We start from the raw sequence: 20,091 nt of genomic DNA, 5'->3' as shown, positions 1-20,091 counted from the left end.
CCGGGGGCCCGGGTTCGACGCACCGGCCCGAGCATGGGACCCCCCATGGAACAATGGCCAGCGTGAGCGAGCTCATCGACACCACCGAGATGTACCTGAGGACCATCTTCGAGCTGGAGGAGGAGGGGATCATCCCGCTGCGCGCGCGCATCGCCGAGCGCCTCCACCAGAGTGGCCCGACGGTCAGCCAGACGGTGGCGCGCATGGAGCGCGACGGACTGCTGACGGTCGAGGGCGACCGCCACCTCGAGCTGTCCGAGCGTGGACGCTCGCTTGCCACCCGCGTGATGCGCAAGCACCGCCTGGCCGAGCGCCTGCTCACCGACGTCATCGGACTGGAGATCGAGTACGTCCACGAGGAGGCGTGCCGCTGGGAGCACGTCATGTCCGAGCAGGTCGAGCGTCGTCTCGTCGCGCTGCTGGGCCACCCCACCGAGTCGCCCTACGGCAACCCGATCCCGGGTCTGGGCGAGCTGGGCGAGGTCGTGCGTCCCCCCGAGTTCCTCGACGGCGTCGAGTCGCTGCTCACCGCGGCGGTCGGCAGCGAGCCGGTGCGCGTCGTCGTGCGACGCATCGCCGAGGAGCTGCAGAAGGACACCGAGGTCATGTCGGTGCTGCGTCGCGTGGGCGCCCTGCCCGGCAACGACGTGCTCGCCTCGCGTGGTCACGACGGCCTCGTCGTGGCGCGGCAGTCCGAGACGGCCGAGATCGACGCCGACGCCGCCGCCCACATCTTCGTCTCGCGCTGAGGCCCCGCCGATGCCTCCGCCTGCGTCGACCCGCCCGGGGGGTTGGTCCGGGGCTGGCAGGATGACTCCATGAGCTTCGGTGCCCGCGTGCGTGGCTGGTTCAACCGCACGGGATCCGAGGCGCTGGGCTGGACGCTGGTCGTGCTCGGCGTGTTCATGCTGGTGCTGCCCGGCCCGGGCCTGCTGGGCATGTTCGCCGGCATCGCGCTGCTGGCGCGCCACTACACGTGGGCCGACCGGCTCGTGGACCCGCTCGAGGAGAAGGCCGTCGAGGCCGCCAAGTACGGCGTCGCCACGATCCCGCGCATCATCGTCAGCGTCCTGGGCATCATCTGGGTCGCCGCCGTCGGCGTGGTCTGGTTCATCTCGCCGACCATCCCCGAGTTCGAGATCCTCGGCGTGGGCTTCGGTCCCCAACTGCCGGCCGCGGGCTGGGTCGGCGCCACCGGCATCTGGTTCTCCGACCTCATCGCGATCGTGCTGCTGGTCTACAGCATCCGTCGCTGGCGCTGACCCGACTACGGTGGGCTCATGAGCGCCATCGATCCCGCCTCCGTCGAGCTCGGCCTCGACACCTTCGGCGACGTCAGCCTCGACGCGAGCGGCCAGCCCGAGCACCACGCCGTCGTGCTGCGCCACGTCGTCGACCAGGCCGTGCTGGCCGACCAGGTGGGCCTGGCCTTCATCGGCCTGGGCGAGCACCACCGCGACGACTTCGCCATCACCGCGCCCGACGTCGTGCTGGCGGCGATCGCTTCGCGCACCGAGCGGATCCGGCTCGGCTCGGCCGTCACGGTGCTCAGCTCGGACGACCCGATCCGCGTCTTCGAGCGCTTCTCCACCCTCGACGCCCTGTCGAGCGGCCGCGCCGAGGTCATCCTCGGGCGGGGCTCCTTCACCGAGTCGTTCCCGCTGTTCGGCTTCGCGCTCGAGGACTACGAGCGGCTCTTCGCCGAGAAGCTCGACCTGTTCGCGCAGATCCTCACCGAGGAGCCGGTCACGTGGTCGGGCTCGATCCGCCCGCCGCTGACCGACCAGCGCATCTACCCGCCCACCGAGTCGGGCCGGCTCAAGGTCTGGATCGGCGTCGGCGGCACGCCCCAGTCGGTCGTCCGCGCGGCGCACTACCGCCTGCCGCTCATGCTCGCGATCATCGGGGGGCCGCCCGCGCAGTTCGTGCCGTTCGCGAACTACTACCGCGAGCTGCTCGCGGCCGACGGCGTCGAGCCGCTTCCCGTCGGCATGCACTCGCCGGGCTACGTCGCCGAGACCGACGAGCAGGCGCGCGACGAGCTCTTCGGGCACTTCCAGGCCCAGCGCGACCGCATCGGCCGCGAGCGCGGCTGGCCGCCCACCACCCGCATCCAGTTCGAGCGCGACGCCAGTCCCGAGGGCGCGCTCTACGTCGGCTCGCCGCAGACGGTGGCCCGCAAGATCGCCACCAACCTCCGGGCGCTCGGCGTCAGCCGCTTCGACCTCAAGTACGCCAACGGCGCCATGCCGCACGACCAGCTGATGCGCTGCATCGAGCTCTACGGCACGCAGGTCGCGCCGCTCGTGCGCGACATGCTCGCCTGACCCGGCGCCGCCCGCCTACGCTGACCTGATGGACTCGATCCTCGTCGCCGTCCTGGTGGTGACCGCCATCGTCTCGGCGTCGGTGCTCGCGCCACGCATCGGCACGGCCGCGCCGCTGGTGCTGCTGGCCATCGGGCTCGTCGTCAGCCTGCTGCCGTTCACGCCCGAGTTCGAGGTCGATCCCGAGCTCATCCTCGCGGGCCTGCTGCCGCCGCTGCTGTACTCCGCGGCGGTCAACATGCCGACGATGGACTTCCGGCGGGACTTCCGCACGATCAGTGGGCTGTCGGTGCTGCTCGTGATCGTCAGCTCGCTGGTCCTCGGCGGCGTGTTCATGCTGGTGATCCCCGGCCTGGACTTCGCGCTGGCCGTGGCGCTCGGCGCGATCGTCAGCCCCACCGACGCCGTGGCCACGTCGATCGCGAAGCGGCTCGGGGTGCCGTCGCGCGTCGTCACCGTGCTCGAGGGCGAGAGTCTGCTCAACGACGCCACCGCGCTCGTGCTGCTGCGCTCCGCCGTGGCGGCGACGGCCGCGAGCGTGAGCCTCGCGGGCATCCTCGTCGACTTCGTGTGGGCGGTCGTCGGCGCCGTCTCGATCGGCTGGATCGTGGGCGCCGTCGTGCTGCGCATCCGCGCCCGCATCGAGGACGCCGCGCTCACCACGGCGATCTCGTTCACGGTGCCGTTCGTGGCCTTCCTGCCCGCCGAGCACCTGGGCGCCTCGGGGCTGGTCGCCGCCGTCACGGCGGGCCTCGTCATGGGCCACGGCCAGGCGCGGCACCTCGGCCCGAAGCAGCGCCTCTCCGACCGCCAGAACTGGCGCACGATCGAGCTCCTCCTCGAGGGCCTGGTGTTCCTCGTGATGGGCCTCGAGGTCTCGGCGCTCGTGCAGGACGTCGAGGAGACCACCGAGGGCGGTGTCCTCAGGGCGATGGTGCTGGCCGCGGTCGCGCTCGCCGTGGCGCTGGCGATCCGTGCCGTCTACACGCTCGCGATCGTCGTGATGGAGCGGCGACGCTACCGACGCTCGCCCCAGCTGCGCGAGGCGCTCGACGAGTGGTCGACGAAGGTCGAGGGCAGCGAGCACCCGCGGGCGGAGCGCCTCCGACGCAGGCTGCGCCGGTTCTCCGCGGACATCGACTTCTACGACGCGTCGCGGTTCGGCCGCCGCGAGGGATTCATCCTGGTCTGGGCGGGCATGCGCGGCGCGGTCACGCTCGCCGCGGCGCAGACCCTGCCCACCGACACCGAGAACCGCTCGCTGCTCGTGCTCGTCGCGTTCTTCGTCGCACTGACGTCGCTGGTCGTGCAGGGCGGCACGCTCGCCTGGTTCGTCCGCCGGCTCGGCCTCGCCGGGCAGGAGGAGGGCGTCGACGACGAGTGGCAGCGACTCAACGCTCGCATGATGGCGGCGGCGGGCGACGTGCTCGACGACGTCGAGCTCCCGGCCGGGCTCGGCGACGTCCGTGGCCGGGTCACGCAGGCGATGCAGGACGAGTCGTTCGATCCCGCCGTGATGTACGACGTGCGCCTCGAGATCATCGAGCGCCAGCGTCAGGTGCTGCTCCAGGAGCGCGCCGAGGGCACCTACAGCAGCGAGGTCCTCACCCGGATGCTGGCGCAGCTCGATGCCGACCAGATCGGCATCGAGCTGCGACGCTCGGGCGATTCGGCCTGAGTCAGGCCAGCGCCTTCGCCTTCAGCTGCTCGTACTCCTGCTGGCTGATGGCGCCGGAGTCCAGCAGCGACTTGGCCGAGCTGATCTGGTCGGCCGGCGACGAGGACGCGACCTCGCGGATGTAGGCGTCGCTCTGCGCTCGAGCGGCGTCGTACCTCGCACGCTGGCGGCGGGCCATGCCGCCACCGCGGGCGATGAGGTAGATCAGCGCGGTGAGCGCCGGCACGAAGATGAGGAAGAAGACCCACACGGCCTTCACCCATCCCGACGCCTCGTGGTCGCTGAACAGGTCCGCGATGATGTTGAACAGGACCATGAGGTACGCCATGAAGAAGAAGACGGAGATCGTCAACCACAAGAAGTCCCAGAAGCTGTCCATGAGGGTCCCTTCGATGCCCTGGGCCGCAGCCCGGTGACGGCAGTCGTCACGCGCTCAGCATGGCCGAGGCGCGGACCCGCGGGCCTCATCCGCACGGGATGAGCCGTCGCCGCGCGACACGTGGGCGACATTACTCGCGGGGAACTTGTGCCGGGCATGTGACTCATGTGACGGTTGGGGCATCGTGACGTCCGGTCGGCTCTCCTCCCAGGAGCCGGTGGGTCGGACTCACGGGGGGTGTCTGCACCCACGCGCGCCGTTCTTCCCCCAAGACGGCGTGAAGGTGCCGCGCCGGAGGTCCCGTTCCCCATGGGCGCTCCGGCGCGGCATCGCCACCCGCCGCGCCTGAGCCACTCGCCTCAGCGGTCGCGGCCCAGCCCGGCCTCGCGGGCCCGGATGATCGCCTCGGCCCGGTCGGCCGCGTGCAGCTTGGCGTAGATCGACGAGACGGCGTTGCGGACGGTCTTGTTCGAGACGAACAGCTCGGCCGCGATCGCGTCGTTGCTGCGGCCGGCGGCCAGCAGGTCGAGCACGGCCCGCTCGCGCTCGGAGAGGTCGGGGAACGGGTGCTCCGGCCGGTGCCGGGTGCGTCCGGCGAACAGGCCGGCCACGCGTCCCGCGATCGACGCGCCGAACACCATGCCGCCGCCCGCCGTGGCGAGGATCGCGCGGTGGACCTCGGCCGCGTCGGCGCCCTTCAGCAGGTAGCCCGAGGCGCCCGCGCGCAGCGCGCTGAGGATCGTGTCGTCGTCCTCGTTCATCGTCAGCATCAGCACGCGCACGTCGTCGTGACGCCCGGTGATGTGCCGCGTGGCCTCGATCCCGTCCAGCACGGGCATCTGGATGTCCATCACCACGACGTCCGGCGGATCGGCGTCGACCACGTGGATCGCGTCGCGCCCGTCGCCGGCGGTGCCGGTCACGGCGATCCCGTCGATCGCGCCGAGCAGCGCGACCAGGCCGTCGCGCAGGATCTGGTGGTCGTCCACGACGACGACGCGCACGGGCTCGCTCATGGCTCCATCCTCGCGTGCAGGGGCAGTCGCGCGGTGACGATCGTGCCGCCGTGGTCGGGGCAGCGCAGGTCCACCGAGCCGCCGAGCTCGGCGGCGCGCTCCCGCAGCGACAGCAGCCCCACGCCGGGCTTGGCGTCGGCCGCGATGCCGACGCCGTCGTCGGCGACCTCGACGACCAGCTCGTCCGGGTCGGCCGTCAGCGAGACCGAGCAGGTGCGCGCGTGCGCGTGCCGCAGCGTGTTGTTCATGGCCTCCGAGGCGATGCGGAACGCGGCCACCTCCACCGCGGCGGGCAGGGCGCCGTCGAGGTCGGCCACGACCCGCACGTCGACCGCGGCGTCGGCGTGCTCGGCCAGCTGGGACAGCGCGCCGACGAGGCCGCGGTCGTCGAGCGCGGACGGGCGCAGGTCGTGCACGAGCCGGCGGACGTCCTTGATGATGTCCTGCACGACGTCGCGGGTCTCGGCGAGCTGCTCGTCGGCCGACGCGGGGTCGGAGGTCACGGTGAGCCGCGCCGACTCCAGCCGGAACACCACGGCCGAGAGCGAGGGGCCGAGCCCGTCGTGGAGGTCGCGCCGGATCCGCCGCCGCTCCTCCTCACGCGCCAGCACGAGGCCCTCGCGGCTGCGCTGCAGCTCGTCGCTCAGCTGGCTCGCGCGGATCGCGCCCGCGGCCTGGCGCACCACGTCGGCCAGCAGGATCTCGTCGCGTGAGGTCAGGTGGTTGCGCACGCCGTGGGCCGGCAGGGTGAGCCGGCCGATCGTGCGCGAGCGGTAGGCGATGGGGAAGGACCGCACGTCGTCCGGACGGACGCCGCGCGACGCCACGAGGCGCTCACCGGCCGAGCGGTCGACCTCGACCTGCACGTAGGAGAGCCCGAACGCCGTCGAGACGGCCTCCACGACCGCCGCCAGCTGGGACCCGTCGTCGTCGGTGCGCTCGAGGGTCGACGCCAGGCTCGCCACGACCGAGTACGGGTCGCGGCGCTCGCCGAGGACCAGCCGCCGCACCCACGCCTCGATGCGCAGCCGCATCGGGCCGTAGAGGATCGCGGCGAGCAGCAGGACGAGCAGCACGACCTCGCGCTGGCCGAACGCGTCGCCGAGCGTGGCCGAGATGATCGCGAGGGCCAGCAGGTCGACCAGCACGATGACCACGCTGATGCCGCCGTAGACGAGCGTGCGGACCAGCAGGTTCTCGACGGAGATGACGTCCGGTCGCACGATCGCGATGACCATGGCGACCGGGCCCACCAGGAGGGCGGCGCCGAGGAGCATCGCGTTCAGGGCCGGGACGTCGACGATCAGGCTCGTGGCGATCAGCAGCACCATGACCAGCACGGCCCAGGCGAGCCACCGCATCCGCTCGCGCTCGCGGTCGCGCGACGCGCGGTACCGCGCGACCACCGTGACCAGCGCGAGCACGAACCCGACACTCCCGAGCACCCACGAGAGGGTCACGACCTGCTCGGCCGCGGGGCGCAGCGCCTCGATCGAGGTGGGGTCGGTGTCCACCCCGGGCACGAGCGCCGCGAGCGACGCGTCGATCTCGGTCTGCGTGCTGGGCACGACGAGGAACAGGGCCAGACCGGCTCCCATGAGGGCCAGACTCGTCCATCCCGCGGCACGCCAGCGACCTCGGGGCAGTCCGTCGGGGAACAGCAGCAGGACCGCGGCGGCGTTCATGGGCAGCACGGCGGTGAAGCGGAAGAGGAACCACAGCACCCAGGTCAGTCCCGGCAGGGCCTCCTGCTCGTGGACGGCGAGCCGGACGTACGACTGGGCCAGGCCGTCGAGGACCCAGAGCATCCCCAGGCCGATCAGCGCCCAGCCGAACGGATGGCGGTGGCGGTGCCACAGCACGACGACGCCGAGCCCGGCCTGGACCAGGCCGATCGCGGCGAAGGTCCAGCCGGGCTCCTCGGTCCACTCCGGGACCACGGCGTCGCCGACGCGCAGGTCCAGCGCCGCCGCCACGGCGAACAGCGCGAGGCCGACGCCGAACGCGGCGAGACCGCCGACCGGTGTCTGCGAGGACCTCATGCGTAGATCATGGCGGCGGTTCGCGTCCGAGGGGAGCGAACCGCCGCCTTGGCGATCGAGGAGCGAGGTCACTGGGCGCCGCGGTCCCCGAAGGCGAGCCCGAGGCCGACCAGGACGACCATGACCGAGCCGGTCCAGCCGGCCATGTACTGCAGCGGCACGACGGTCAGCAGCAGCGACAGGGTGCCCAGGACGCCGGCGGCGATCCCCAGCCAGGCGCGGACGGCGCCCTGGCGCCAGGCCCGGAACAGCGCCCAGCCCGTGAGGCCCGTGAGTCCCCAGACCCACGGCACGGTCGCGATCCAGTGGTTGAACACGGTGGCGGCCTCGGGAACGGCCAGGGGCGTGTCCCCGGCGACCCCGAAGATGAACTCCGTGTTGAGGGCGGTGCCCATCAGCACGACGAGCGCCGTGCCGAGGATGCCGAACGCGGCGACGCCGGGCACCAGGCTGTCAGCGCCCAGCGCGGCCCGCAGGCGTCGGTGCAGTCCGACGCCGAACGGCACCAGCGCGAGCACGGTGAGCGTGGCGACGACGTGGAACGCGATCAGCTGCGGGACGTGCCCGTTCAGCGAGGCGATGACGCCGTCGGCCTCCTGCACCTTCCCGTCGACGTAGGCCGCACCGGCCTCCGCGCTGAGGATCGTCGTGGCGAAGCCGAGGAGTCCGGCGGCGACGCCCGCGAGGGCCCAGCCGCGTCCGGGGCGGGCGGCGCTGTCCTGCGGGAGGTCGTCCCGGACGCGCTGCTCGGTGGTGATGTGGGTGGTCATCGTGTGTCCTTCCGAAGTGGTGATGCACTCACACTGGAAGGCGGGCCGTCCCGCCCGACAGGGACACCGCGGCACACTCCGTGGGACAACGTCACCCGCCTTGCCGCTGGAGTCGGAGCCACAGCCGTGACCACTGCTCGGCGGAGAGGTCCCGGGGGAGCGTCCCCGCTCGAACGCCCGCCTCGCGCAGCGCGACGTGGATCAGCCCGTGGGGAGCTCGCGTCGCCTGCTCGACGATGCGGTCGAACGTCCCGCCCCTCCCGGTGAAGATCGCGCGCACGAAGCGCTCGTAGCGGGAACGGTGGCCGTTCGGGACGAGAGGAGCCGAGCGGCGGCGGATGCCGATGACGCCCCCGTCGACGCTGGGCCGGGGCCGGAACCCGGTTGAGGGGACCCGGCCGTGGAGAGCGAAGGTGAACCACGGCGCCGTCTGCGCGGTGAGCAGGGTGGAGCCGCCGACGCCGCAGCGCTTGCGGGCGACTTCCCACTGGGTGAGCAGCACCGCGTCGTTCCAGGTGTCGGCGGCGAGCAGGCGACGAAGGATCGGGGACGTGAGGTGGAAAGGGATGTTCCCCACGATCACCGGATGGCCCAAGGGGACAGTCAGTGCGTCGACGTGCTCTACCGTCACGGCGGGCAGCGACGCCCCCAGGCTGGCGATCCGATGCTCGTCGAGGTCGACGGCCGTGAGCGGCCTGCCCAGTCGGGCCAAGGGTCTGGTCAGGGCTCCGTCGCCGGCGCCGAGCTCGAGGATGGACCCTCGAGTGGCGGCGACGAGCTCGATGATCGTACGGATGGTGGGTGGGTGGACGAGGAAGTTCTGGCCGAGCTCATGTCGGCCGCCGTGGGTTGAACGAGGCACGTTCGCGCTCCAGGGGGAGTGGAATGGAGCGTCTCGGGAGCACGTGGGCGAACAGGCCGGATGGGTCGCAGGATCGCCGTCCCGAGACGCGAAAGGTCTCTCGGACGGACGGCGCGTGAGGCGTTGAGCGAGACGCGCCGTCAGGCGCGGCGGTCGCGAACGGCAAGCGTGTGCGTCGCCGCGAACACGCTGATCAGCTGACCCATGGAAGCGACCCTAACGGACGGTGACGCGGATGCGGGTGCCCCCGAGAGGATTCGAACCTCCGACCTGCGGTTTAGGAAACCGTTGCTCTATCCCCTGAGCTACGGGGGCGCACCGGTCCATCCTTCCACGAGCCCCGCGGTGACGGTGCCGAGTGGTCCCGGCGTGACGCCTGTGGCGCGCGTGGCACCGGGACCTGTCTCACGATGCGGATGGCGGTCGTAGACTCGATGAGTGCGGATCCTGCTCACGGGCGCCAACGGCGTCATGGGACGAGCGACGATCCCGGCGTTGCAGAACGCGGGACACCAGGTCGTCGGACTCGTCCGCTCTCCCTCGGCCGCCCGGCTCGTCCAGTCGGCGGGGGCCACGGCGATCCACGGCGACGTGCTCGATCGCGGCTCGCTCATGAAGGCGATGATCGGCTGCGACGCGGTGGTCAACTTCGCCACCAACGTCCCGGTCGGCGCGCGGGCGATGCTGCCCGGCTCCCTCAACCGCATCAACCGCATCCGCACGGTCGGCGCCGGCCTGGTCGCCGATGCCGCGATCGAGTCGGGCATCGGCCTCATGGTGCAGCAGAGCCTGAGCCACATCTACGTCGCACGCGGCGACGAGTGGATCGACGAGTCCACCCCCATCGACGTCACGATGGTCACCGAGCCGCTCACCGTCGCCGAACAGCACGCGCAGCGCGTGGAGGAGGCCGGGGGAGTGACCGTGCGCCTGCGCTACGGCCTCATCTGCGGCGACGACCCGAACTCGCAGTTCCTCGTCCGGAGGGCCCGCAAGCGCCGCCCGATCGGCCTGGGCGACCCCGACTCGTGGATGCACGTCGTGCACCCGCTCGACGTGGGCACCTCGGCCATCGCGGCGCTCGGTGCGCCCAGCGGCGCCTACAACGTGGGCGCCGAGCCGCTCAAGCGCCTCGACTACGTCAACGCGATCGCCCGCGCCGCCGGCCACAGCGAGGGACGGTTCTTCCGCCGCTGGCTGTTCAGCGTCACCGCCGACAAGCTCGAGCTGCTCGCGCGGTCGCAGCGGGTGACCTCGCAGCGCTTCATGGACACCACCGGCTGGAAGCCGATGCGCCCGGTCCTCACGGCGGAGTGGTTCCGTGCCGGGTGACCGCGAGGCCGAGACGCCCGCCGAGCGCCGCGCTCGCCTCGAGCGGGCCGCACGGCTGCTGGGCGACCTCATGCCGTCGACGACGCGCGACGAGACCTCCGAGGGATGGGGTGACGAGGCGAAGGGCACGTCGCGCGACGACGAGCTGCGACGCGACGTGCCCCCTCACCACGGGAAGGACTGAGTCCTAGAGGGTGGGATCCACCCGCGGATCGCCACCGGCCTGGCGCTGGAACGTGCCGCCGCCGAGCGCGTCGCGGATCTCGCGGAGCAGGAGGATGTCCTCGCTGGGACCCTCGGGCTCCTCCTCCTCGCCCTTCGCGAGACGCTCCATGAGTTTCTTCGACGGGACGACGAAGACGAAGTAGACGACGGCGGCAGTGATGGCGAACGTGATGATCGCGTTGATGACGGCGGCCAGGTCGACGACCGTCTTGGGGTTGCCGTCGACGATCTGGAACGACAGGCCCTTCACGCTGGTGCCGCCGAGCGAGTTGATCACCGGCTCGATCACCGACGCGGTGACGGTGCCGACCAGTGCGGTGAAGGCGGTGCCGATGACGACGGCGACGGCGAGGTCGACGATGTTGCCGCGGAACAGGAAGTCCTTGAAACCTTGAAGCATGGGCGCTCCTCGTAGGTGGGCGATGGGAAGGCTACGTCCCGACCCTAGGACCTAGGGCGCGCGGTGACGAGTCACCACGACCGCGGCGAGACGCGCGGTCACGGACGCCCGCGCCACCAGGGTGGCGACCTCGGGATCGGCCGCGACGCCGAGGACGGCGGTCTCGCGCTCGGGGTCGGACCGCACGGTGACCACCTCGACGGCCTCGGCCACGGGTTCCGCAGCGCCCTCCTCGGCGACGGCCAGCAGGTCGACGGCGTCGCCGGGTCGCAACAGCTCGGCCGTCGCGGACGAGACCTCGACGGTGCTGAGCACGCGCCCGCGACCGAGGTCGCGCGGGTCGACGACACGACGGTCGGTGAACACCTCGCCGGCCCGCATCGGTCCGGCCAGCGCCCGGCCGACGATCTCGGGTGAGGCGGCGAGACCGGCAGGCACGGCGGAGTCGGGCAGCCGGCGGGTCTCGAGGTCGGAGCGCAGCACGGTGGCGCCACTGCCGAGGTCGCGCGCGGCGACGAGCACCTCACGGGTGTCGGGGGAGCGGGTGACGGCCGTGACCGCCGCCCACACGGCCAGCCCCGCGAGGGTCGCGGCGAGGACGCGCCGGTGGGTCAGGACGAAGCGGACGGCCGATTCCATGGCGCGAGGCTAGGCAGGATCGGACGATCCCGGCCCGCGTCGTCCACAGGCCTGCGCGGCAGGAGACTCAGGCGGCGCCGGAGCCGGAGGTGCTCGACGAGCTCGACGAGGAGCTGCTGGAGCTGGAGCTGGAGGACGAGCTGCCGGAGCTGGAGGAGGCGGAGCGGCTGTCGGTGCGATAGAAGCCCGAGCCCTTGAACACCACGCCCGCGGCCCCGAACACCTTGCGGAGGTCACCACCGCAGGAGGGGCACGTCGTCAGCGCGGCGTCGGAGAAGCTCTGCTTGACCTCGAGCTCTTCGGCACAGTCGACGCAGCGGTACTGGTAGGTGGGCACGACGAGAAGGATACCTTTCATCGCCCAGCGCTATCGTTGAGCCACCACGACGCCTACCTGAGGACCCACCCACTGTGACCGAATGGCTTCTGCTGTTCTCGTCGTTCCTGCTGATGCTCGCCTGTGGTGTCTTCGTCGCCGCCGAGTTCTCCTTCGTCACCGTCGACCGCGCCACCGTCGAGCGCGAGGCACAGGCGGGCGACCGCGGCGCACAAGGAACCCTCAAGGCCCTGCGCAGCCTCTCCACGCAGCTCAGCGGTGCCCAGCTGGGCATCACGATCACGAACCTGGCGATCGGCTTCCTCGCCGAACCGGCCATCGGCCGCCTGCTGCGCGGCCCGCTCGAGAGCCTGGGCCTGTCCGGCAGCGGGCTGAGCGTCGCGTCCTACGCGATCGCGCTGTTCCTCAGCACGATCGTCACGATGCTCGTGGGCGAGCTGATCCCCAAGAACCTGGCCCTGTCGCTGCCGCGCAAGACCGCTGCCACCACGCAGTGGATGCAGCGCGCGTTCACGCACGCGATGGCATGGCCGATCCGCGGCCTCAACTCGATGGCCAACCGCACGCTGGAGTGGCTCGGCGTCGAGCCCCAGGAGGAGCTGCGCTCGGCGCGCTCGCCGCTGGAGCTCCGCTCGCTCGTGCTGCGGTCGGCGCAGGAGGGCGCGATCGACGACGAGACCGCCGAGCTGGTCGCGCGCAGCATCGCGTTCGGCGACCGCACGGCCGCCGACGTGCGCACCCCGCGCGTGCGCGTGCACTTCCTCGAGGAGCGCGACACGGCGATGGACCTCATCGAGGCCGCCCGTCAGACCGGGCACTCGAAGTTCCCCGTGATCGGCCGCTCGGCCGACGACGTCATCGGCGTCGTGCACGTCAAGCAGGCCGTCGCGGTCGACCCCGACCGCCGCCGCTCGGTGCGCGTCTCGGAGATCGCCGAGGCCGCCGCCACGGTGCCCGACACCCTCGAGCTCGACCCCCTGCTCGTGCAGCTGCGCGAGCAGAACAACCAGATGGCCATCGTCGTCGACGAGTACGGCGGCACCGACGGCATCGTCACGCTGGAGGACCTGGTCGAGGAGATCGTGGGCGACATCGCCGACGAGCACGACCGCCTCTCCGAGCGCAGCCGCCACCGCCGCGACGGCACGTGGTCGCTGTCGGGCCTGCTGCGTCCCGACGAGGTCTTCGAGCAGACGGGCGTCAAGCTGCCCGAGAGCGAGGACTACGAGACGATCGCCGGCCTCGTGCTGGAGCAGCTCGGCCGCCTGGCCGTGCGCGGCGACGTCGTCACGCTCGAGGTCGACTCGACCCCCGAGAACGACGAGGACGACGTCGAGCCGCTCACCGTCCACCTCGCCGTCGAGCGGTTGGAGGGCCGGCGCATCGACCGCCTCGCCCTCACCATCGACGCCCCTGACGAGGAGGCGGACCGATGAGCGGATGGCCGGCACTCGCCCTCACCCTTCTGTTGCTGGTGCTGAACGCGCTGTTCGTGGCCGCCGAGTTCGCGCTGATCTCGGCTCGCCGCACCCAGCTCGAGCCGGAGGCCCAGGCCGGCAAGCGCACCGCCAAGCTCGCGCTCACGGCGATGGAGAACGTCACGCTCGCGATGGCCGCGGCACAGCTGGGCATCACGATCTGCTCGCTCGGCCTGGGCGCCATCAGCGAGCCCGCGATCGCGCACCTGCTCGAGCCCGTCTTCGAGTACCTCGGCGTGCCGCACGGCTTCGTCCACCCGATCTCGTTCGCGATCGCGCTGTCGCTCGTGGTGTTCCTGCACGTGGTCTACGGCGAGATGGTGCCGAAGAACATCGCGCTCGCCGCGCCCGACCGCGCCGCGCTCATCCTCGGCCCGTTCATGCTCGTCGTCATCGCCGTGCTCAAGCCGCTCGTGGTCTCGCTCAACGCGATCGCGAACGGCGCGGTCCGTCTGGCGGGCGTCGAGCCGAAGGACGAGGTCGCCTCCACGTTCACCCACGACGAGGTCGCCGGCCTGGTCGAGGAGTCGCGCCGCGAGGGCCTGTTGGACGAGGACGAGTACGGCCTCGTCAGCGGCGCCCTGGACTTCCACGAGGGCACGGTCGCGCAGGTGCTGCTGCCGCGCGACGGGCTCGTCACGATCCCGCCGGGTGCCACCCCGGTCGACGTCGAGGACGCCTGCGCCCGCACCGGCTACTCGCGCTTCCCGGTGGCCGGCGAGGACGGCGAGCTCACCGGCTACCTGCACATCAAGGACGTGCTGGAGACCGAGGACGCCACGCGTGTGCGCCCCATCGCCGACAAGTGGCTGCGTCCGCTGTCCACGGTGGGGGTCGGCAGCGGCCTGTACGACGCGCTGCGCACGATGCAGGCGAAGGGCTCGCACATGGCGCGCGTCGCCGACCCCAGCGGCACGGTCATCGGCGTGGTCATGCTCGAGGACGTCCTCGAGGAGCTCGTCGGCGAGATCCGCGAGCAGGTCTGAGCCCTCCGCACCGCGCGCAGGACGGACGGCGGGCGGCTCTAGGATTGGGCCGTGGCCCTTGATACTCCCGAGTCCGTCGCCGAAGCCCACCACGACACCGTCATCGTCGTCGACTTCGGTGCCCAGTACGCCCAGCTGATCGCACGGCGCGTGCGCGAGGCCCGGGTCTTCTCCGAGATCATGCCCCACACGGCGACGTCCGAGGAGATCCTGGCCAAGAACCCGAAGGCCGTGATCCTGTCCGGCGGACCCTCGTCGGTCTACGAGACGGGCGCGCCCCAGCTGCCGGTCGGCCTCGTCGACTCCGGCACCGCCGTCTTCGGCATCTGCTACGGCTTCATGGCCATGGCGCAGGCGCTCGGCGGCGAGGTCGCCCACACGGGTCAGCGCGAGTACGGGCGCACCAGCGTCTCGGTGCTCGAGCCCGGCACCCTGCTCCAGGGCCTGCCCGAGAAGCTCGTGAGCTGGATGTCGCACGGCGACGAGGTCGTCCGCCAGCCCGAGGGCTTCACCCTGAGCGCCAAGAGCGACCGTGCCACCGTCGCCGCGTTCGAGAACATCGACCGTCGCCTCGCCGGCGTGCAGTGGCACCCCGAGGTCATGCACTCCGAGTTCGGCCAGAAGATCCTGGAGCACTTCCTGTTCGACATCGCCGGCTGCTCGCCCACGTGGACCAGCGCCAACATCGTCGACGACCAGGTCGAGCTCATCCGCCAGCAGGTCGGCGACGCCCGCGTCATCTCGGCGCTGTCCGGCGGCGTCGACTCGGCCGTCTCCACCGCCCTGGTGCAGAAGGCGATCGGCGACCAGCTGACCGCCGTCTTCGTCGACCACGGGCTGCTGCGCGAGGGCGAGGCCGAGCAGGTCCGCCAGGACTACGTCGCCGCCACGGGCGTCGACCTGAAGGTCGTCGACGCGAAGGACCAGTTCCTCGGCTTCCTCGACGGCGTCACCGACCCCGAGCAGAAGCGCAAGATCATCGGCCGCGAGTTCATCCGCACGTTCGAGGCCGCCGAGCGCGAGGTGCTGGCGACCCCCGGCCCACCCGTGAAGTTCCTCGTCCAGGGCACGCTCTACCCCGACGTCGTGGAGTCCGGCGGCGGCGAGGGCGCGGCCAACATCAAGAGCCACCACAACGTCGGCGGCCTGCCCGAGGACCTCGAGTTCAGCCTGATCGAGCCGCTGCGCACCCTGTTCAAGGACGAGGTCCGCGAGGTCGGTCGCCAGCTCGGCATCCCCGAGGCGATCGTGTCGCGCCACCCGTTCCCCGGCCCCGGCCTGGCGATCCGCATCGTCGGCGCCGTCAGCGAGGAGCGCCTGGCGATCCTGCGCCGCGCCGACGCGATCGTCCGCGAGGAGACCACCGCCGCCGGCCTCGACGGCGACATCTGGCAGTTCCCCGTGGTGCTGCTGGCCGACGTGCGCTCGGTGGGCGTGCAGGGCGACGGTCGCACCTACGGTCACCCGATCGTGCTGCGTCCGGTCTCCAGCGAGGACGCGATGACCGCCGACTGGAGCCGCCTGCCGTACGAGCTGCTCGAGCGGATCTCCACCCGCATCACGAACGAGGTCGACGAGGTCAACCGCGTCGTCCTCGACGTCACGAGCAAGCCGCCGGGCACCATCGAGTGGGAGTGACGACACCGCTGCTGACGCAGTGAGGAGGCGTCCGGAGAAAAAGCTCCGGACGCATGTCAAGAAGGTCCCCGTTCGCGCGACGTACGGATGAGAACGCCCTCATCCCGCCGAACGGAGACCGTCATGACCACCACCACCGCACCGAACGCACCCGCGACCCTCGGCCCCGCCGCCCAGCGCGCCGGCCGCATCGTCACCGGCCTCGTCACGCTCTTCCTGGGCTTCGACGCCGTGACCCACCTCCTGCGCGTGCCGCAGGTCCGCGACGCCAGCGCCGACCTGGGCATTCCCGACGACATGATCATGCTCTGCGGAGCGGTGCTGGGCGCGCTCGTCGTCGCCCACCTCGTCCCGGCCACCCGGGCGATGGCCGTCGTGCTCATCACCGCGTACCTCGGCGGTGCCGTCGCCGTGAACCTCGTCGCGGGACAGCCCTGGGCCAACTCGGGCTTCGCGATCCTGACCGCCGTCCTCGTCTGGGCCGGCGCCTGGCCGCGGGACGCCCGCCTGCGCGCGCTCGTGCGCGGCTGACCCTTGCCCCACCCCATCCCATCCGGAACGATCACACCCGAAACAAGGAGAGACCCATGAAGTTCATGACCCTGGTTCACGAGACCCACCGCCCGACCGACGAGCCGCCGATGGAGCTGTTCGCCGCGATCGGCGCCCTGCAGGCCAAGAGCACGGCCGACGGCACGTTCGTCCAGGCCGGCGGCCTGGCGCCCATGGCGGCCGCCGGCGCGATCGTCAGCCTGACCGGAGGGTCCATCGGCACGACCGACGGCCCGTTCGTCGAGGTCAAGGAGCTGGTCGGCGGCTACGCCGTCTACGACGTGGCCGACACCGAGACCGCCGTGGAGAAGGCCCGCTCGTTCCTGAAGGCCCACCTCGAGGCCTGGCCGGGCTGGGAGGGCTGGGTCGAGGTCCGCGCGATCTTCGAGCCGCCGGCCTGAGCATGGTCGACGAGGCCCGTGTGGTCGAGCAGGTGTGGCGACAGGAGTCGTCGCGCCTGCTCGGCGCGCTGCTGCGCGTCACGCGCAGCGTCGACCGCGCGGAGGACCTCGCGCAGGAGGCGCTGGCCCAGGCGCTCGAGTCATGGCCGCGCACCGGGGTCCCCGACAACCCCGCCGCCTGGCTGATGAGCACGGCGAAGCGGCGGGCGATCGACCAGTTCAGAGCGGGTGAGCGGCAGCTGCGCGCCTATGCCCAGGTGGGGGAGTCCACCTGCGAGGCCTACGAGGCCGAGTTCGACCAGGCGCTCGCCGACGAGCACGTGCGCGACGACGTGCTGCGGCTGATGTTCACGTGCTGCCACCCGTCGCTGACCCCCGAGAGCCGCACCGTGCTGACGCTGCGGCTGGTCGCAGGTCTGAGCACCCGTGAGATCGCGCGGGCGTTCCTGTCGTCGGAGTCCACCGTGGCCTCGCGCATCTCACGCGCGAAGCGCACGCTTGCCGACGCCCGGGCCCCGATGGACGAGCCCGTCGGGCGGGAGAGGGTCGAGCGGCTCCACTCGGTGATGGCCGCGGTCTACCTCGTGTTCAACGAGGGACACACGGCGACCGAGGGCGCCGACTGGACCCGCCCCGACCTGTGCCGCGAGGCGGTCCGGCTCGCCGCGATCCTGGCGTCGGTCGTCCCGGGCGAGCCGGAGGTCCACGGTCTGCTCGCGCTGCTGGAGCTGCAGTCGTCGCGCCTGGCCGCGCGCGTGGACGAGGCCGGCGAGCCGGTCCTGCTCGCCGACCAGGACCGGTCCCGGTGGGACGCCGACGCGATCGCACGCGGAGCGGCCGCACTCGACGTCGCCGTGCGGCTGGGCGGTGACGGCCCCTACGTCCTGCAGGCCGCGATCGCCTGGGAGCACGCGCGCGCGGCGTCGGTCGAGTCGACCGACTGGGAGCGGGTGGCCGCCCTGTACGAGCGCCTCGCCCGGGCGACGAACTCGCTCGTGGTCGAGCTGAACCGGGCCGTCGCCCTGGGACGCGCCCGTGGTCCGGAGGCGGGCCTGGCCGTCGTCGAGGACCTCGCCACCGCCCCGGCGCTCGCGAGGTACCACCTGCTGCCGAGCGTGCGCGGCGACCTGCTCGAGCAGCTCGGCCGGCTCGAAGAGGCGGCGGCCCAGTTCGACCGCGCCGCCGACCTCGCCACGAACGACCGGGAGCGGACACTCCTGCGGGCGCGGGCCAGACGTCATGACGACGGCGGTTAGGCTGGACCGATGAGCTGGAGCGGTGCACGTCCTGTCCTGCTGGTGCTGGCCGTCGTGGCCACCCTCGGCGCGTTCGGCTGGTCGCTGCTGTCCGGGGGCGGTTCCGACGACGAGGCCGCGGCTCCGGCGACCACCTCCACCCCTAGTGCGCCGGTCCTTTCGGTCGACCCCACGCGGGACGCTCCCGCCCCGTCGCCCACGACCGAGCCGACCACCGAGCCCACCGTCACGGCCTGCGAGGACGAGAACACGCGCTTCAACGCGGACGGGACCCAGGGCGACAGCCTGCTGCCCGACTGCGGCCAGCAGCCGGTCACGAAGGCCCAGCAGCAGACCGACGGCCTCTCGCTGGCCTGCGGCGGCGACTACCCCGTGATCCTCTACAAGTCCACGACGAACGGCTCGAAGGCCTCGATCTGCGGCAAGGACGCGGTGGGCGACCGGTTCCGCGTCGTGATCAAGCCCGACGGGTCCGACACGCTGGATCTTTCGGGCACCTACGACTGGCGCCGCGACGCCTACGTCGCCACGCACGACGGGGACCGTTACGTGCTGCACGCCGTGGACGGCTCGCTGCACGTCACGCGCGACGGTACGACGCGGGTCGAGCCCTCGAAGGAATGGATCTCGCTCGACAACGAGACCGACGACCTCTGAGGCCGGGCGGTGGCGGGCCCGAATCCGTCCTGCGCTAGTTTCGAGGGCAGACACCCCACCCCAAGGAGCACATCGACGTGAGCACCTCTCCTGTCAAGGTGGCCGTCACCGGCGCCGCCGGCCAGATCGGCTACAGCCTTCTCTTCCGTCTCGCGAGCGGCTCGCTGCTCGGCCCGGACACCCCGATCCAGCTCCGACTCCTCGAGATCACCCCGGCGCTGAAGGCGCTCGAGGGTGTCGTGATGGAGCTCGACGACTGCGCGTTCCCCACGCTGGACTCGGTCGAGATCGGTGACGACCCGAACCACATCTTCGACGGCGCCAACCTGGCCCTGCTGGTGGGCGCGCGCCCCCGCACCAAGGGCATGGAGCGCGGCGACCTGCTCGAGGCCAACGGCGCCATCTTCACGGCGCAGGGCAAGGCCCTCAACGAGGTCGCGGCCGACGACATCCGCATCGGCGTCACCGGCAACCCGGCCAACACCAACGCCCTCATCGCGATGAAGAACGCGCCGAACATCCCGGCCGACCGCTTCACCGCCCTGACGCGCCTCGACCACAACCGCGCGATCAGCCAGCTGGCCGCCAAGACGGGCGCCAAGGTCTCCGACATCAGCAAGATGACGATCTGGGGCAACCACTCGGCCACCCAGTACCCCGACATCTTCCACGCCGAGATCGCCGGCCGGAACGCCGCCGAGGTCGTGGGCGACCAGGCCTGGATCGAGAACGACTTCATCCCCACGGTCGCCAAGCGCGGCGCCGCCATCATCGAGGCGCGTGGCGCGTCCAGCGCGGCCTCGGCCGCCTCGGCCACGATCGACGCCGCCCGCGACTGGCTGCAGGGCTCGGCCGAGGGCGACTGGGTCTCCATGGCCGTGGCCTCCGACGGCTCCTACGGTGTGCCCGAGGGCCTCATCAGCTCGTTCCCCGTCACCACGAAGAACGGTGACTGGGAGATCGTCCAGGGCCTCGAGATCGACGAGTTCAGCCGGGCGCGCATCGACGCCAGCGTGGCCGAGCTCGCCGAGGAGCGCGACGCCGTCTCGCAGCTGGGCCTCATCTGATCCACGCAGCACCTACGCAAGCAGGGCCGCCCGATCCGGGCGGCCCTGC

The 20,091-nt window shown here is 71.8% G+C and carries 22 protein-coding genes and 1 tRNA gene; 14 read left to right on the top strand and 9 right to left on the bottom strand.

Annotation, left to right across the window (positions count from 1 at the left end; translation table 11 throughout):
- Positions 1-62: 62 nt before the first annotated feature.
- The 4 genes from BJ975_RS12560 (at position 63) to BJ975_RS12545 (ending at position 4,005) form a co-directional block, all read left to right on the top strand.
- Positions 63-749: a metal-dependent transcriptional regulator gene (locus BJ975_RS12560; RefSeq protein ID WP_179426403.1), complete on the top strand. Its 687-nt coding sequence runs from the start codon at positions 63-65 to the stop codon at positions 747-749.
- Positions 750-818: 69 nt separating this feature from the next.
- On the top strand, positions 819-1,262 hold the full coding sequence (locus BJ975_RS12555; RefSeq protein ID WP_179426402.1) for a PGPGW domain-containing protein: 444 nt from the start codon (positions 819-821) through the stop codon (positions 1,260-1,262).
- A gap of 18 nt (positions 1,263-1,280) precedes the next feature.
- A complete protein-coding gene (locus tag BJ975_RS12550) occupies positions 1,281-2,327 on the top strand; it encodes an LLM class flavin-dependent oxidoreductase (RefSeq protein ID WP_179426400.1) in 1,047 nt (348 codons plus the stop codon).
- A 28-nt stretch (positions 2,328-2,355) separates the two neighbouring features.
- Positions 2,356-4,005, top strand: a complete 1,650-nt coding sequence (locus BJ975_RS12545) for a cation:proton antiporter (protein WP_179426398.1) — start codon at positions 2,356-2,358, stop codon at positions 4,003-4,005.
- Position 4,006: 1 nt separating this feature from the next.
- Here BJ975_RS12545 and BJ975_RS12540 read toward each other — a convergent pair whose 3' ends face one another.
- From BJ975_RS12540 to BJ975_RS12515, 6 genes are all read right to left on the bottom strand, one after another.
- Positions 4,007-4,384, bottom strand: coding sequence for an SHOCT domain-containing protein (locus BJ975_RS12540; protein ID WP_179426396.1), 378 nt, complete (start codon positions 4,382-4,384; stop codon positions 4,007-4,009).
- 359 nt (positions 4,385-4,743) lie between these two features.
- On the bottom strand, positions 4,744-5,400 hold the full coding sequence (locus tag BJ975_RS12535) for a response regulator transcription factor (protein WP_179426394.1): 657 nt from the start codon (positions 5,398-5,400) through the stop codon (positions 4,744-4,746).
- Positions 5,397-7,442, bottom strand: a complete 2,046-nt coding sequence (locus tag BJ975_RS12530) for a histidine kinase (RefSeq protein WP_179426392.1) — start codon at positions 7,440-7,442, stop codon at positions 5,397-5,399. The genes BJ975_RS12535 and BJ975_RS12530 overlap by 4 nt, the downstream gene beginning before the upstream one ends.
- 68 nt (positions 7,443-7,510) lie before the next feature.
- Positions 7,511-8,212 carry a hypothetical protein gene (locus tag BJ975_RS12525; protein ID WP_179426390.1) on the bottom strand — a complete coding sequence of 234 codons (702 nt, stop codon included), beginning with the start codon at positions 8,210-8,212 and terminating at the stop codon, positions 7,511-7,513.
- 91 nt (positions 8,213-8,303) lie between these two features.
- Positions 8,304-9,074, bottom strand: coding sequence for a 23S ribosomal RNA methyltransferase Erm (gene erm / locus BJ975_RS12520; protein ID WP_179426388.1), 771 nt, complete (start codon positions 9,072-9,074; stop codon positions 8,304-8,306).
- A gap of 242 nt (positions 9,075-9,316) precedes the next feature.
- Positions 9,317-9,389: transfer RNA gene (locus tag BJ975_RS12515), tRNA-Arg, on the bottom strand.
- A gap of 123 nt (positions 9,390-9,512) precedes the next feature.
- Between BJ975_RS12515 and BJ975_RS12510 the strand changes: the two genes are divergently transcribed.
- Positions 9,513-10,406: an NAD-dependent epimerase/dehydratase family protein gene (locus BJ975_RS12510; protein WP_179426386.1), complete on the top strand. Its 894-nt coding sequence runs from the start codon at positions 9,513-9,515 to the stop codon at positions 10,404-10,406.
- The gene (locus BJ975_RS12505) at positions 10,396-10,590 is read left to right on the top strand and encodes a hypothetical protein (protein WP_179426384.1); all 195 of its coding nucleotides are present in this window, start codon (positions 10,396-10,398) and stop codon (positions 10,588-10,590) included. Before BJ975_RS12510 ends, BJ975_RS12505 begins: the two co-directional genes overlap by 11 nt.
- A gap of 3 nt (positions 10,591-10,593) precedes the next feature.
- Here the strand turns inward: BJ975_RS12505 and mscL are convergent, their stop codons facing one another.
- The 3 genes from mscL to BJ975_RS12490 all read right to left on the bottom strand — a co-directional run bounded on the left by mscL (position 10,594) and on the right by BJ975_RS12490 (position 12,007).
- Positions 10,594-11,031 (bottom strand): large conductance mechanosensitive channel protein MscL, encoded by a 438-nt coding sequence (gene mscL / locus BJ975_RS12500; protein WP_179426382.1) that lies wholly within the window; start codon positions 11,029-11,031, stop codon positions 10,594-10,596.
- Between the two features lie 51 nt (positions 11,032-11,082).
- Positions 11,083-11,670 carry an SAF domain-containing protein gene (locus tag BJ975_RS12495; RefSeq protein WP_179426380.1) on the bottom strand — a complete coding sequence of 196 codons (588 nt, stop codon included), beginning with the start codon at positions 11,668-11,670 and terminating at the stop codon, positions 11,083-11,085.
- A 67-nt stretch (positions 11,671-11,737) separates the two neighbouring features.
- Entirely contained in the window at positions 11,738-12,007 is a 270-nt protein-coding gene (locus tag BJ975_RS12490; RefSeq protein ID WP_179426378.1) for an FmdB family zinc ribbon protein, read from the bottom strand.
- 74 nt (positions 12,008-12,081) lie between these two features.
- On the opposite strand from BJ975_RS12490, the gene BJ975_RS12485 reads away from it, so the two are divergent.
- The 8 genes from BJ975_RS12485 to BJ975_RS12450 all read left to right on the top strand — a co-directional run bounded on the left by BJ975_RS12485 (position 12,082) and on the right by BJ975_RS12450 (position 20,042).
- A complete protein-coding gene (locus BJ975_RS12485) occupies positions 12,082-13,443 on the top strand; it encodes a hemolysin family protein (protein ID WP_179426376.1) in 1,362 nt (453 codons plus the stop codon).
- Positions 13,440-14,471 (top strand): hemolysin family protein, encoded by a 1,032-nt coding sequence (locus BJ975_RS12480; protein ID WP_179426374.1) that lies wholly within the window; start codon positions 13,440-13,442, stop codon positions 14,469-14,471. Before BJ975_RS12485 ends, BJ975_RS12480 begins: the two co-directional genes overlap by 4 nt.
- A gap of 51 nt (positions 14,472-14,522) precedes the next feature.
- The gene (gene guaA, locus BJ975_RS12475) at positions 14,523-16,109 is read left to right on the top strand and encodes a glutamine-hydrolyzing GMP synthase (protein WP_179426372.1); all 1,587 of its coding nucleotides are present in this window, start codon (positions 14,523-14,525) and stop codon (positions 16,107-16,109) included.
- A gap of 123 nt (positions 16,110-16,232) precedes the next feature.
- On the top strand, positions 16,233-16,640 hold the full coding sequence (locus BJ975_RS12470; protein ID WP_179426370.1) for a DoxX family protein: 408 nt from the start codon (positions 16,233-16,235) through the stop codon (positions 16,638-16,640).
- Between the two features lie 56 nt (positions 16,641-16,696).
- The gene (locus tag BJ975_RS12465) at positions 16,697-17,062 is read left to right on the top strand and encodes a YciI family protein (RefSeq protein WP_179426368.1); all 366 of its coding nucleotides are present in this window, start codon (positions 16,697-16,699) and stop codon (positions 17,060-17,062) included.
- A gap of 2 nt (positions 17,063-17,064) precedes the next feature.
- The gene (locus BJ975_RS12460) at positions 17,065-18,318 is read left to right on the top strand and encodes an RNA polymerase sigma factor (RefSeq protein ID WP_179426366.1); all 1,254 of its coding nucleotides are present in this window, start codon (positions 17,065-17,067) and stop codon (positions 18,316-18,318) included.
- Positions 18,319-18,327: 9 nt separating this feature from the next.
- On the top strand, positions 18,328-18,975 hold the full coding sequence (locus BJ975_RS12455; RefSeq protein ID WP_179426364.1) for a hypothetical protein: 648 nt from the start codon (positions 18,328-18,330) through the stop codon (positions 18,973-18,975).
- A 77-nt stretch (positions 18,976-19,052) separates the two neighbouring features.
- Positions 19,053-20,042: a malate dehydrogenase gene (locus tag BJ975_RS12450; RefSeq protein ID WP_179426362.1), complete on the top strand. Its 990-nt coding sequence runs from the start codon at positions 19,053-19,055 to the stop codon at positions 20,040-20,042.
- Positions 20,043-20,091: the final 49 nt, after the last annotated feature.

This window comes from Aeromicrobium tamlense (assembly GCF_013408555.1).
Taxonomy (GTDB): Bacteria; Actinomycetota; Actinomycetes; order Propionibacteriales; family Nocardioidaceae; genus Aeromicrobium; species Aeromicrobium tamlense.
Note: the sequence above shows the minus strand (reverse complement) of the source record. Positions and strands in the feature narration are given on the sequence as shown.

What these genes read in the sequence shown, in the direction of transcription:
- BJ975_RS12555 (WP_179426402.1), top strand. Translation starts at nt 819, where the DNA reads ATGAGCTTCGGTGCCCGCGTGCGTGGCTGGTTCAACCGCACGGGATCC.
- BJ975_RS12550 (WP_179426400.1), top strand. Translation starts at nt 1,281, where the DNA reads ATGAGCGCCATCGATCCCGCCTCCGTCGAGCTCGGCCTCGACACCTTC.
- BJ975_RS12545 (WP_179426398.1), top strand. Translation starts at nt 2,356, where the DNA reads ATGGACTCGATCCTCGTCGCCGTCCTGGTGGTGACCGCCATCGTCTCG.
- BJ975_RS12540 (WP_179426396.1), bottom strand. Translation starts at nt 4,384, where the DNA reads ATGGACAGCTTCTGGGACTTCTTGTGGTTGACGATCTCCGTCTTCTTC.
- BJ975_RS12535 (WP_179426394.1), bottom strand. Translation starts at nt 5,400, where the DNA reads ATGAGCGAGCCCGTGCGCGTCGTCGTCGTGGACGACCACCAGATCCTG.
- BJ975_RS12530 (WP_179426392.1), bottom strand. Translation starts at nt 7,442, where the DNA reads ATGAGGTCCTCGCAGACACCGGTCGGCGGTCTCGCCGCGTTCGGCGTC.
- BJ975_RS12525 (WP_179426390.1), bottom strand. Translation starts at nt 8,212, where the DNA reads ATGACCACCCACATCACCACCGAGCAGCGCGTCCGGGACGACCTCCCG.
- mscL (WP_179426382.1), bottom strand. Translation starts at nt 11,031, where the DNA reads ATGCTTCAAGGTTTCAAGGACTTCCTGTTCCGCGGCAACATCGTCGAC.
- BJ975_RS12495 (WP_179426380.1), bottom strand. Translation starts at nt 11,670, where the DNA reads ATGGAATCGGCCGTCCGCTTCGTCCTGACCCACCGGCGCGTCCTCGCC.
- BJ975_RS12480 (WP_179426374.1), top strand. Translation starts at nt 13,440, where the DNA reads ATGAGCGGATGGCCGGCACTCGCCCTCACCCTTCTGTTGCTGGTGCTG.
- BJ975_RS12470 (WP_179426370.1), top strand. Translation starts at nt 16,233, where the DNA reads ATGACCACCACCACCGCACCGAACGCACCCGCGACCCTCGGCCCCGCC.
- BJ975_RS12465 (WP_179426368.1), top strand. Translation starts at nt 16,697, where the DNA reads ATGAAGTTCATGACCCTGGTTCACGAGACCCACCGCCCGACCGACGAG.
- BJ975_RS12460 (WP_179426366.1), top strand. Translation starts at nt 17,065, where the DNA reads ATGGTCGACGAGGCCCGTGTGGTCGAGCAGGTGTGGCGACAGGAGTCG.
- BJ975_RS12455 (WP_179426364.1), top strand. Translation starts at nt 18,328, where the DNA reads ATGAGCTGGAGCGGTGCACGTCCTGTCCTGCTGGTGCTGGCCGTCGTG.